Genomic DNA, 12,298 nt, shown 5'->3' with positions numbered 1-12,298 from the left:
GCGACGGGGGTGTCGAGTACGGCGGACATGTTCGACTAACTACCGAGCAATCAATAACCGGCTTCAGCATCAGCGACGTCGTCGGCGCTGGCGTCCGCGGCGGCAGCCTTGTTCGCTTCACCCGCAGCGCCGGCTTTCAGCAGCTTTTCACGGATCTGCTTCTCGATTTCGGTACCGATAGCCGGGTTCTCAGCCAGGTACTTGGCAGCGTTGGCTTTGCCCTGACCGATCTTGTTGCCTTTGTAGGCATACCAGGCACCGGATTTTTCGACCAGGCCTTGGGAAACACCCAGGTCAATGATCTCGCCGTTACGGTAGATGCCTTTGCCGTAGAGAATCTGGAACTCGGCCTGACGGAACGGTGGCGAAACCTTGTTCTTGACGATCTTGACGCGGGTTTCGCTGCCAACCACTTCGTCGCCTTCCTTGACTGCGCCAGTACGGCGGATGTCCAGGCGGACCGACGCGTAGAACTTCAGGGCGTTACCACCGGTAGTGGTTTCCGGGCTACCGAACATCACACCGATCTTCATACGGATCTGGTTGATGAAGATGACCAGGCAGTTGGCGTTCTTGATGTTACCGGTGATCTTGCGCAGCGCCTGGGACATCAGGCGAGCCTGCAGGCCCACGTGCATGTCGCCCATTTCGCCCTCGATCTCGGCCTTGGGTACCAGCGCGGCCACGGAGTCGACGATGATCACGTCAACGGCGTTGGAGCGCACCAGCATGTCGGTGATCTCCAGGGCCTGTTCGCCGGTATCCGGCTGCGAAACCAGCAGGTCGTCGACGTTGACGCCCAGCTTGCCGGCGTACTCGGGGTCGAGGGCGTGTTCGGCGTCGACGAAGGCGCAGGTAGCACCACTTTTTTGGGCTTCGGCGATGACCGACAGAGTCAGCGTGGTCTTACCCGACGATTCCGGGCCGTAGATCTCGACGATACGGCCTTTCGGCAGGCCGCCGATGCCCAGGGCGATATCCAGCCCCAGGGAACCGGTGGAGATGGCAGGAATACCTTGGCGCTCATGGTCACCCATGCGCATGACCGCACCTTTGCCGAATTGGCGTTCGATCTGACCCAGGGCCGCAGCCAAGGCGCGCTTCTTGTTGTCGTCCATTGAAATCCTCACGTGTTCGACTTGGCCCTGATGGCCGCAATAACTGTATAAGTAGCCAGTATTATTCCACAGGCCAGCGCCCGCGCAAACCCCTGTCGTCGATTTACTCGGCACCAAGCTGTAACAAGCCGTCTAACGCGGCGATCACCGTTTGTCGGCGCACCGCATCGCGGTCGCCGTTGAAGTGCCGGCGTTCGGTCACTACACGGCTACCGTCACCCCAGGCCAGCCACACGGTCCCTACCGGCTTGGCAGGCGAACCGCCGTCCGGCCCGGCCACGCCGCTCACCGCCACGGCGAAGCGCGCGCCGCTGGCGGCCTGCGCACCACGGACCATGGCTTCGACCACTTCCTGACTGACTGCGCCGACCTGACCGAACAACGCCTCAGGCACCCCGAGCTGGCGGGTTTTCTGGGCGTTGGAGTAGGTTACGTAGCCGGCCTCGAACCAGGCCGAGCTGCCGGGTACGCGGGTGATGGCCTCGGCAATGCCACCGCCGGTGCAGGACTCGGCGGTGGTGACCTGCGCGCTGAAGCGACGCAGGTGCTCACCCAGGCGGATGGCAAGCGTGGTGATCGGGTCCATGTCGGGCTCCTTGAAGGCTGCCCTCTACCCTACCACCCTGCACAGCGCCCTGGCTCAGGAAACCTGCAGGCTGTCCCGGGCAATTTCGCTGAACGCACGCTCGTCACGCCGACCGAGCCGCGGTAGCCCTTCAGGCCATGCCTGGCTCCAGTCCAGGCCGTCGAGCTTGCGCATGTCTTCAATTGCCGAACGCCACCAGACCACCTTGCAGGCGCGCTGGTAGTCGTCACCGCTCATCACGCTGCCATACAACAGCTTGCGCCCGATGCCGCGCAGCTCCCGCGGCACCCCCTTGAGACTCCACTTGACCGAGAGCCGCGACAGCCACGACGGCACCGGGCGATGCGCCGGCACTTTTACGGCCAGGCCCGGCATTCCTGGATGGAAGCCTTCGCCCTGTTTGGCGAAGAAAATTTCAAGGATGGCATGCACGTACTGCTTCATCGCGAAGTAGTGGCTGATCACGCCACGCGCCTCATTGAGCTGCGCCCCGTGCAGTTCGAAGGAAAAGGCGATCTGTTCAATGGTGTGCAGGTCACCGGCATAAGGCGTCCAGGCATCGATGCGCGGGATAGCGCGCTCGGCGACGCCGACATTGCAGCGGGTGAAACCCATCACACCGCTGTTGCAGAGCCGCAAATCAGTGGCCGGGGCATCGCCCGCCTCGGCCAGCCCTGCGCTGAAATTACCGTAGTCCGCGCAGCGCGAGGCCTCGGCCCAGCTCATTTCCACTTCGTCGACCAGGAACTGCCCGGCATCGACCTGGCTGAACAGCTTCAGCGGCGACTGCAGGAACACCGTATCGGTATCGATGAACACTGTCTTGTCTGCCCACTTCCCGGCCAGGGCGATGGCGCATGCCTTGCGTCGGTGGGTGTAGCCACCGTCGCCGGTCCATGCGTGCAGGGTCTGCGGGTCCAGGCTGATCACTTCCACCGGCCAGCCGACAAAGGCTTGTGGCTGGTCGGTGAGTACTCGGATCGTGGGCAACTCCGCCGGCTTGCAACGCGCCAGGGCGGTAAGGATGCTGAGCTTGGCTTCCAGCTGATAGATACGGCGATCGCCATAAAGGAGGTAGATCAGCTGTTGCTTTACATGAGGGACAGGGCTGGACACATTCATCGCGCAAATCACGGCTAACGGCATTCATCGAGGGCCGCGCATTCTAGAGACTAACGCGCTGCAGCTCCACCATTGCCCGCCGGGCTGCGCGCGCATGCCCCATCGCGGGCGCCTGCATCGTAACGAAAAAGCCTGTACCATTGCGGGTTTACCATCGCCAACCAGATCACCCGCTGTAAGGCCCTGAATGTCAGATTTTTCCGCACACACACCGATGATGCAGCAGTACTGGAAGCTGAAGAACCAGCACCCGGACCAGCTGATGTTCTACCGCATGGGCGACTTCTACGAGATCTTCTACGAAGATGCGAAGAAGGCCGCGAAACTGCTGGATATCACCCTGACCGCGCGCGGTCAGTCGGCCGGGCAGTCCATTCCCATGTGCGGAATTCCGTTCCATTCGCTGGAAGGCTACCTGGCCAAGCTGGTCAAGCTCGGCGAATCGGTGGTGATCTGTGAGCAGATAGGCGACCCGGCCATCAGCAAGGGCCCCGTCGAACGCCAGGTGGTGCGCATCATCACCCCAGGCACGGTCAGTGACGAGGCGCTGCTCGACGAGCGCCGCGACAACCTGATTGCCGCGCTGCTGGGCGACGAGCGCCTGTTCGGCCTGGCCGTGCTCGACATCACCAGCGGCAACTTCAGCGTGCAGGAGATCAAGGGCTGGGAAAACCTGCTGGCCGAACTCGAGCGCCTCAACCCCGTCGAACTGTTGATCCCCGACGACTGGCCGCGCGACCTGCCTGCCGAAAAACGCCCGGGCGCCCGCCGCCGTGCACCGTGGGACTTCGACCGCGATTCGGCACGCAAGGCGCTGTGCCAGCAGTTCGCGACCAAGGACCTCAAGGGCTTTGGCTGCGACAAGCTGACCCTGGCCATTGGCGCCGCCGGCTGCCTGCTGACCTACGCCAAGGAAACCCAGCGTACCGCCCTGCCGCACCTGCGCAGCCTGCGCCACGAGCGCCTGGACGACACGGTGATCCTCGACGGCGCCAGCCGCCGCAACCTGGAGCTGGACATCAACCTGGCGGGCGGGCGTGACAACACCCTGCAGTCGGTAATCGACCGCTGCCAGACTGCCATGGCCAGCCGCCTGCTGAGCCGCTGGCTGAACCGCCCGTTGCGCGACCTCAAGGTGCTGCAGGCGCGTCAGGATTCGATCCGCTGCCTGCTCGACAGCTACCGGTTCGAGAAGCTGCAGCCACAGTTGAAGGAAATTGGCGACATCGAGCGGATCCTCGCCCGAATCGGCCTGCGCAATGCCCGTCCTCGCGACCTGGCCCGCCTGCGTGATGCCCTCGGCGCGCTGCCCGAGCTGCAAAACGCCATGACCGAGCTGGAGGCGCCACACCTGGCACGCCTGGCCGCCATCACCGGCACCTATCCGGAGCTGGCCAGCCTGCTGGAGCGGGCTGTGGTCGACAACCCGCCGGCGGTGATCCGCGATGGCGGCGTGCTCAAGGCGGGCTATGACAACGAACTGGACGATCTGCTGGCGATCAGCGAAAACGCCGGCCAGTTCCTGATCGACCTGGAAGCCCGGGAAAAGGCGCGCACCGGTCTTGCCAACCTCAAGGTCGGCTACAACCGCGTGCACGGCTACTTCATCGAACTGCCTACCAAGCAGGCCGAGCAGGCACCGGGCGACTATATCCGGCGCCAGACCCTGAAGGGCGCGGAGCGCTTCATCACCCCCGAGCTGAAAGCGTTCGAGGACAAGGCGCTGTCGGCCAAGAGCCGCGCCCTGGCCCGCGAAAAGATGCTCTACGATGCGCTGCTGGAAACCCTGATCAGCCACCTGGCGCCGCTGCAGGACAGCGCCGCCGCGCTGGCCGAACTGGACGTGCTCAGCAACCTCGCCGAGCGGGCACTGAACCTCGACCTGAACTGCCCACGCTTCGTCGATGAACCGTGCCTGCGCATCGAGCAAGGCCGCCACCCGGTAGTGGAACAGGTACTGACAACGCCGTTCGTGGCCAACGACCTGGGCCTGGACAACAGCACCCGCATGCTGATCATCACCGGCCCGAACATGGGCGGTAAGTCCACCTACATGCGCCAGACCGCCCTGATCGTGCTGCTGGCGCACATCGGCAGCTTCGTCCCGGCGGCCTCCTGCGAGCTGTCACTGGTCGACCGTATCTTCACCCGCATCGGCTCCAGCGACGACCTGGCCGGTGGGCGCTCGACCTTCATGGTCGAGATGAGCGAAACCGCCAACATCCTGCACAATGCCACCGACCGCAGTCTGGTGCTGATGGACGAAGTGGGCCGCGGCACCAGCACCTTCGACGGCCTGTCGCTGGCCTGGGCCGCCGCCGAGCGCCTGGCCCAGCTGCGTGCCTACACGCTGTTCGCCACGCATTATTTCGAGCTCACCGTGCTGCCCGAAAGCGAGCCACTGGTGGCCAACGTGCACCTGAACGCCACCGAGCACAACGAGCGCATCGTGTTCCTGCACCACGTGCTGCCTGGCCCCGCCAGCCAGAGCTACGGCCTGGCCGTGGCGCAACTGGCCGGCGTACCGACGGTGGTCATCCAGCGTGCCCGCGAACACCTGGGGCGCCTGGAAACCACCAGCCTGCCACATGAACAGCCAGCAGCGCAGAAAGCGAAGGACGCGCCACAGGTTCCGCACCAGAGCGATCTGTTCGCCAGCCTGCCCCACCCGGCCATCGACAAGCTGGGCAAGCTGCAACTTGACGACATGACCCCGCGTCAAGCTATCGAAATGCTATATCAACTAAAGAACCTGTTATAACGGCGCCCATTACAAGCTGGTAGAATCCGCCGCGGTTTGCTGGTGCTGCAGGTTACTAGCCTGGCCTGCAGCCACATACCTGTAAACCGCGCGGCCCTGAGAGGAAGGGCCGCCGCCGTCGCCTGAGGAGAGAACTAGAAATGACCTTCGTCGTCACCGACAACTGCATCAAATGCAAATACACCGACTGCGTGGAAGTCTGTCCGGTGGACTGCTTCTACGAAGGCCCGAACTTCCTGGTCATCCACCCGGACGAGTGCATCGACTGCGCTCTGTGCGAGCCGGAGTGCCCAGCGCAAGCCATCTTCTCGGAAGACGAAGTGCCTTCGGGCATGGAGAACTTCATCGAGCTGAACGCCGAACTGGCGGAAGTCTGGCCGAACATCACCGAGCGTAAGGAAGCCCTGCCGGACGCTGCAGAATGGGATGGCAAGACTGGCAAGATTGCAGACCTGGCGCGCTGATAGCACCCGGACACGACAAAGGCCCCTCGGGGCCTTTTTTGTTTTTCTGCGGGCAAAAAAAAGGGGCGGTTTGACCCGCCCACATTTTTTTCCGTAGTCCCTGCTTGTCCTGAACATCGTCCTGATGAAATCGCTTCTTGCGATGTCCCTGGCCTTCATCCTGAAAGCCTGTGCATGTCCCTGTGCACAGTTCGAATACTAGCGGGTTGAGCTGAGCGAGCAAGCGCGAAACCTCACAAGGTATTGCACTGGACACATTTCCTCACGGCCGAATAATCCATGACTTTCAATGGCTTGGAAAAATACAGGCGCTGGAAACGACAATGATTTACTGAGGCATGCATAGATAGCTTACAAAACAAGTAAGAAAAGGCTTACATGCAATGTTACCGGGGTGGCGCAGTACATATTCGACATCTGCTGTGGCTGGCAGATTTTGGGGCTGCTTGGCCGCCCATTCGCAGCACAAGGCTGCTCCCACAAGAGACCGGGAGGGCCTGCATGATCCTGTATCTCTGCAGGAGCAGCCTTGTGCTGCGAAAATGACGCACACAAAAACGCCCCGAGGCTATCGGGGCGTTTTTAATGTTGCAGCCTCAGCTACTGAAACAACGACTCGCTGGACAGGCCGTTCTTCTCAAGGATCTCGCGCAGGCGCTTGAGCCCTTCTACCTGAATCTGCCGCACCCGCTCACGGGTCAGGCCAATCTCCAGGCCAACATCCTCCAGCGTGCTGCTTTCATGCCCACGCAGGCCGAAGCGGCGCACCACCACTTCACGCTGCTTGTCGGTCAACTCGCCTAGCCATTGATCGATGCTCTGCGACAGGTCGTCATCCTGCAGCAGTTCGCACGGGTCGGTCGGGCGATCATCGGTCAGGGTATCGAGCAGGGTCTTGTCCGAGTCAGGGCCGAGCGACACATCTACCGAAGAGACCCGCTCGTTCAGGCCGAGCATGCGCTTGACCTCGGCGACCGGCTTCTCCAGCAAGGTGGCGATTTCTTCTGGCGAGGGTTCGTGATCGAGTTTCTGGGTCAGCTCACGCGCGGCGCGCAGGTAGACGTTCAGCTCCTTGACCACGTGGATTGGCAGGCGAATGGTGCGCGTCTGGTTCATGATCGCCCGCTCGATGGTCTGGCGAATCCACCAGGTCGCATAGGTCGAGAAACGGAAGCCACGTTCCGGGTCGAACTTCTCGACCGCACGGATCAGCCCCAGGTTGCCCTCCTCGATCAGGTCGAGCAGCGACAGGCCACGATTCACGTAACGACGGGCAATTTTTACAACCAGGCGCAGGTTGCTTTCGATCATGCGCTTGCGGCCAGCAGGGTCGCCCTTTTGCGACAAGCGCGCAAAGTGCACTTCCTCTTCTGGCGAAAGCAGAGGCGAGAAACCAATCTCGTTGAGATACAGCTGGGTGGCATCGAGCGCCCGGCTGTAATCGATGTACTTGTGTTGCTTGAGCGAAGAGCCCGACTTGGCCCTCGTCCGAACCGAAGATACAGCAGGTTCGTCTGACACCACATCCGTTTCCAAAACGATTCCCGTCTCCATCAGGAGGACGTCATCGTCGATGTCAAACTCCGGCACTTCTTTACTGAGAGCCATTGTTATAGTCCTTTGCTGAGTTCGAACTCAGACTCGAGCGGCACCTTCATCCCTGGCAGCGCAAGAGCCTGTCCCCTCTACATCACAGGAACAGGCGGGGGTACAGAGGTCAACGACGTGGCAGGAACTGGAGTGGATCGACGGGTTTGCCCTGGCGGCGAATCTCGAAATGCAGCTTCACCCGATCAGTGCCCGTGGACCCCATTTCAGCAATCGACTGCCCTGCCTTGACCTGCTGCCCCTCCCGAACCAACAGCCTGCGGTTGTGACCGTAGGCACTGACGTAGGTGTCGCTGTGCTTGATGATGATCAGCTCGCCGTAGCCCCTCAAACCACTCCCGGCGTAGACCACTGCACCATCAGACGCAGCAAAAACAGGCTGTCCCAAATCACCGGCGATATCAATGCCTTTATTCAAACTACCGTTTGAAGCAAATTTTCCAATCAGCACACCGTTGGCCGGCCAGGTCCAGCCGCCTACTGCGCGCTCCGCAGCCGGCACGGTTGCCACCACCGGCGCGCTGGTGGAAGGTGTCGGCGTAGCTGGCTTGCCGGTGTTGGCAGGCGCCGGGGCAGGGCTGCCAACAGGGCGCCGGGTGACCGTGGTGCGGCTTGACGAGGACGGGCTGGACACCACCGTGGTGCTGCTGGTGGAACCGCTGCTGAAACGAATCGGCTGGCCCGGACGAATGGTGTAAGGCGCCGGGATGCCGTTGCGGGCTGCCAGCTCCTTGTAATCCCAGCCATAACGGAAGGCGATCGAGAACAGCGTATCCCCTGGCTTGACGATGTATTGGCCGGAGGTCACCGTCGGGCGCTTGGGCACGGTGTTGTTGCGGTCGACCACCCGCGCGCTGTTGCTGCTGGTGCTCGAGCAACCCGCCAGGAACGTGCCCATGGCCAATGCAATCAGCAGAAGCTTGAAGCCCGACCCGTCCTTGCGCTGCCGAATGACTGTGTGACCCACCCGCGCTCCCCTCATGGTGCCGAAAAACGATATGAAGACAAGAAATGCAATATTGTTGCAATTATAACCAAGCCGGCCGGTATTGGCAGGCGGGTATCAAAGGCATTCGCAATACCCCGGCGCTCGTTGCGCGCTAGCACTCCGCCAGATAGACAGGGTGAAACTGCAAGAATTCGCCGAGCGCGTAAAAATACCGCGTGGCTCGCGCCTGCACTGCTCAGGCCAGCGGGCCATTGAGCAGCGGCACGAAACGCACGGCGCCCAGCACGCGACGGGAAAACCCATGCTCCTCGCGCACGATCAGCATCAGCTGCTGGGTTTCGCCCGCTGGCCCCACCGGGATCACCATGCGGCCACCCGGTGCCAGCTGGTCAAGCAGCGCCTGCGGCACCTCCGGCGCCACGGCGGTGACGATGATGCCGTTGTACGGCGCCAGCGCCGGCCAGCCCTCGCAACCGTCGCCCCAGCGGAACACCACGTTGCGCAGGTTCAGTTCCACCAGGCGCTCCTTGGCCCGGTCCTGCAGCACCTTGATTCGCTCTACCGAGAACACCCGCTCGACCAGCTGGGCCAGGATCGCCGTCTGGTAACCCGAGCCGGTGCCGATTTCCAGCACCTTGTCCAGCGGGCCGGCCTCGAGCAGCAACTCGCTCATATGCGCAACCATGAACGGTTGCGAGATGGTCTGGTTGTGGCCGATTGGCAGCGCGGTGTCTTCATAGGCGCGGTGCGCCAGCGCTTCGTCGACGAATAGATGCCGCGGGGTGCGACGGATCACGTCAAGCACCTTGGTGTTCGCAACGCCTTCTTCGCACAGGCGCTGGATCAACCGCTCCCGGGTACGTTGGGAGGTCATGCCGATACCACGCCGCAGCATATCGTCCTCGCGCATCAGAGCACGCCCTCCAGCCAGCCGTCGAGCTGTTCGAAGGCGTCATTGAAGGTGCGGTCGAGCTGCAGCGGGGTGATCGATACATAGCCTTGCATCACCGCATGGAAGTCGGTGCCCGGGCCGCCGTCCTCGGCATCACCGGCCACAGCGATCCAGTAGCCTTCCTTGCCGCGCGGATTGACCACCTTGGTTGGCGCCGCCGCCCGGGCCCGGTGCCCCAGGCGGGTGAGCTGGATGCCACGGATGTGCTCCAGCGGCAAGTTGGGGATGTTGATGTTGAGTACAGTGCGTGGTGGCAGCTCCAGGCGCGACTGTGCCTCAACCAGGCGGCGGGCGATATACGCGGCAGTAGGGAGATTGTCCGGCTGGCGCGACAGCAGCGAAAACGCCAGCGAAGTACCGCCGAGGAAGCGGCCTTCCAGTGCTGCGGCGACCGTGCCGGAGTACAGCACGTCATCGCCCAGGTTGGCACCGAGGTTGATCCCCGACACGACCATGTCCGGCGTGTACGGCAATAGCCCGTTCAGCCCCAGGTGCACGCAGTCGGTCGGCGTGCCGTTGAGGCTGATGAAGCCGTTGGCCAAGGTCTGCGGGTGCAGTGGCCGGTCGAGCGTCAGCGAACTGCTGGCGCCGCTCTTGTCTTGGTCCGGGGCGATCACCGCGCACTCGGCATAATCCGCCAGCGCAGCGTGCAGCGCGGCGAGGCCTGGTGCGGTAACACCGTCGTCGTTCGAAATCAGAATACGCATGGGCTGTCCGTCTGCCCTGCCGACACCAGATCCACGACTTCGCGCACCACCACGGTGGCGAAGCATCCGGCCGGCAGGACGAATTCCAGTTGCAGGATATCAGGCTCGGGATAATGCCACGTCAGGCCGCCAATAGGGAGCCGCAGAATACGCCGTTCGTGATCCATGCCCGCAAGGGCCAACCAATGGCAAAGTGCCGGCTGACGTGCGCCGACAGCATTTTCAAGCTGCGCGGTGGCGCCGCTGGCCGGCGAAGCGCCCTCGCCCCACATCGGGCCGGTCGGGTGCAGGTCGAGAATCGCCAGGCGCGGGTCGACACATTCCGCCTCGCCCGCGGCAAAGAAGCTGCGGCTGTCGGTGAACGCCAGCAGGTCGCCAACCTGGGCCTGCGCCCAGCTACCCTCGGCCACACGCGCGGCCAACAGCTGGTTGAACAGGTAGCTGCGCCCGGCCGACAGCAGCCGCGAGCGCACGTTGCGCTGTTCGGGCAGGGCCTTGCGTGCAGCCCAGTCGAGGGCGTCGTGGACGTTGCCGCCGCCGTGGCCGAAGCGCTGACTGCCAAAGTAGTTGGGCACGCCGTGCTGCTTGAGCTGTGCCAGGCGTGCATCCACGGCCTGGTGATCAGCGGCAAGCGCAGTCAGGCGCAGGGTGAAGCCGTTGGCCGAATGCGCACCACGCTGCAGCTTACGCTGGTGGCGCACCTGCTTGAGCACACTCAGGCTGGCGTCTTCGGCCCGCGACAGGTCGGGGTCGGCCTTGCCTGGCAGGTGCAGGCTGAACCACTGGCGGGTCAGCGCCTGACGGTCCTTGAGCCCGGCGTAGCTGATACTGCGCGCCGGCACGCCAGCAGCGCGAGCCAGGCGGCGGGCGGCTTCTTCGGTGTTCAGGTCGCGCTTCTCGACCCACAGCCACAGATGTTCGCCTTGGCCGGACAGCGGGATATCCAGCACCTCGTCGACCTGGAAGTCTTCCGCCACAGCCTTGAGCACGGCAGTGCCCAGTGGTTCGCCCGATGCACGCGGGCCCAGCAGTTCGAGTTCAGTCATGCTGGCAGCAGCAGGGCAACCGAATGCACGGCGATCCCCTCCTCGCGGCCGGTGAAGCCAAGCTTCTCGGTAGTGGTGGCCTTGACGTTGACCTGGTCGAGTTCAACCTTGAGGTCTTCGGCGATCAGCTGGCGCATGGTCTCTATATGAGGGGCCATTTTCGGCGCCTGGGCGACGATGGTGGCGTCTACGTTGCCAACCTTCCAGCCCTTGGCCTGGACGATAGCGACCACATGACGCAGCAGCGCGCGGCTGTCGGCGCCCTTGAACTGCGGGTCGGTGTCGGGGAAGTGCTTGCCAATGTCGCCCAGCGCTGCCGCGCCGAGCAAGGCGTCGCTCAGGGCATGCAGCAGTACGTCGCCATCGGAGTGGGCCAGGAGGCCGTATTTGTGCGGGATACGCACCCCGCCCAGGGTAATGAAATCACCGTCGCAGAAGCGGTGCACATCGTAGCCGTGGCCAATACGCATAAAAAAACGCCCTGAATGAGTCAGGGCGTGATTCTACCTGCTTTTGAGGCATAGGGGCTGCTTCGCAGCCCATCGCCGGCAAGCCAGCTCCCCCAGGATCACCACAGCCGATCAGACCTGTGAAATACCTGTGGGTGCTGGCTTGCTGGCGATGAGGCAAACACCTTGGCTATGCCCTACACCCGCCCCAGCGCCACCGCATGATGACGCAGGTGCTCTTCGATGAAGCTGGCAATGAAGTAGTAGCTGTGGTCATAGCCAGGCTGCAGGCGCAGGGTCAGCTCATGGCCGCCTTTGCGTGCCGCCTGCTCAAGCGCTTCGGGCTTGAGCTGCTTCTCGAGGAAGTCGTCACGGTCGCCCTGGTCCACCAGCAACGGCGGGCACTCCCCAGCAGGGGTTTCGGCCAGCAATACGCTGGCATCCCATTCACGCCAGCGCGCGCGGTCTTCACCCAGGTAGCGGCTGAAGGCCTTTTCGCCCCACGGGCAATCCATCGGGTTGCTGATCGGCGAGAA

12 protein-coding genes are annotated in these 12,298 nt (G+C 62.9%); 2 read left to right on the top strand and 10 right to left on the bottom strand.

Annotated features, from left to right (window positions below):
• Positions 1 to 50 precede the first annotated feature (50 nt).
• The 3 genes from recA to HP547_RS01985 form a co-directional block, all read right to left on the bottom strand.
• On the bottom strand, positions 51 to 1,118 hold the full coding sequence (recA, locus tag HP547_RS01995) for a recombinase RecA (protein WP_172219579.1): 1,068 nt from the start codon (positions 1,116 to 1,118) through the stop codon (positions 51 to 53).
• Between the two features lie 103 nt (positions 1,119 to 1,221).
• Entirely contained in the window at positions 1,222 to 1,704 is a 483-nt protein-coding gene (locus HP547_RS01990; RefSeq protein ID WP_172219577.1) for a CinA family protein, read from the bottom strand.
• A 54-nt stretch (positions 1,705 to 1,758) separates the two neighbouring features.
• Positions 1,759 to 2,826, bottom strand: a complete 1,068-nt coding sequence (locus HP547_RS01985) for a hypothetical protein (RefSeq protein ID WP_172285381.1) — start codon at positions 2,824 to 2,826, stop codon at positions 1,759 to 1,761.
• A gap of 187 nt (positions 2,827 to 3,013) precedes the next feature.
• Here HP547_RS01985 and mutS point away from each other — a divergent pair, with 187 nt between their 5' ends.
• Positions 3,014 to 5,587 (top strand): DNA mismatch repair protein MutS, encoded by a 2,574-nt coding sequence (gene mutS, locus HP547_RS01980; protein ID WP_172285380.1) that lies wholly within the window; start codon positions 3,014 to 3,016, stop codon positions 5,585 to 5,587.
• A 140-nt stretch (positions 5,588 to 5,727) separates the two neighbouring features.
• The gene (fdxA, locus tag HP547_RS01975) at positions 5,728 to 6,051 is read left to right on the top strand and encodes a ferredoxin FdxA (RefSeq protein ID WP_172219572.1); all 324 of its coding nucleotides are present in this window, start codon (positions 5,728 to 5,730) and stop codon (positions 6,049 to 6,051) included.
• Positions 6,052 to 6,651: 600 nt separating this feature from the next.
• Here fdxA and rpoS read toward each other — a convergent pair.
• The 7 genes from rpoS to HP547_RS01940 all read right to left on the bottom strand — a co-directional run.
• Positions 6,652 to 7,659 (bottom strand): RNA polymerase sigma factor RpoS, encoded by a 1,008-nt coding sequence (gene rpoS, locus HP547_RS01970; RefSeq protein WP_003252351.1) that lies wholly within the window; start codon positions 7,657 to 7,659, stop codon positions 6,652 to 6,654.
• Between the two features lie 109 nt (positions 7,660 to 7,768).
• The gene (locus HP547_RS01965; RefSeq protein ID WP_172219570.1) at positions 7,769 to 8,626 is read right to left on the bottom strand and encodes a peptidoglycan DD-metalloendopeptidase family protein; all 858 of its coding nucleotides are present in this window, start codon (positions 8,624 to 8,626) and stop codon (positions 7,769 to 7,771) included.
• Between the two features lie 217 nt (positions 8,627 to 8,843).
• Positions 8,844 to 9,482, bottom strand: coding sequence for a protein-L-isoaspartate(D-aspartate) O-methyltransferase (locus HP547_RS01960; RefSeq protein ID WP_172219585.1), 639 nt, complete (start codon positions 9,480 to 9,482; stop codon positions 8,844 to 8,846).
• Between the two features lie 35 nt (positions 9,483 to 9,517).
• Positions 9,518 to 10,267: a 5'/3'-nucleotidase SurE gene (gene surE, locus HP547_RS01955; protein WP_172219568.1), complete on the bottom strand. Its 750-nt coding sequence runs from the start codon at positions 10,265 to 10,267 to the stop codon at positions 9,518 to 9,520.
• A complete protein-coding gene (truD, locus tag HP547_RS01950; protein ID WP_172285379.1) occupies positions 10,255 to 11,313 on the bottom strand; it encodes a tRNA pseudouridine(13) synthase TruD in 1,059 nt (352 codons plus the stop codon). Before truD ends, surE begins: the two co-directional genes overlap by 13 nt.
• Positions 11,310 to 11,783, bottom strand: a complete 474-nt coding sequence (ispF, locus tag HP547_RS01945) for a 2-C-methyl-D-erythritol 2,4-cyclodiphosphate synthase (protein WP_172219564.1) — start codon at positions 11,781 to 11,783, stop codon at positions 11,310 to 11,312. The genes truD and ispF overlap by 4 nt, the downstream gene beginning before the upstream one ends.
• A gap of 176 nt (positions 11,784 to 11,959) precedes the next feature.
• On the bottom strand, positions 11,960 to 12,298 hold a 339-nt coding region (locus HP547_RS01940; protein WP_256676236.1), incomplete at its 5' end, for an alpha/beta hydrolase-fold protein.

It is taken from the genome of Pseudomonas sp. CM27 (genome assembly GCF_013179515.1).
Taxonomy (GTDB): Bacteria; Pseudomonadota; Gammaproteobacteria; order Pseudomonadales; family Pseudomonadaceae; genus Aquipseudomonas.
Note: the sequence above shows the minus strand (reverse complement) of the source record. Positions and strands in the feature narration are given on the sequence as shown.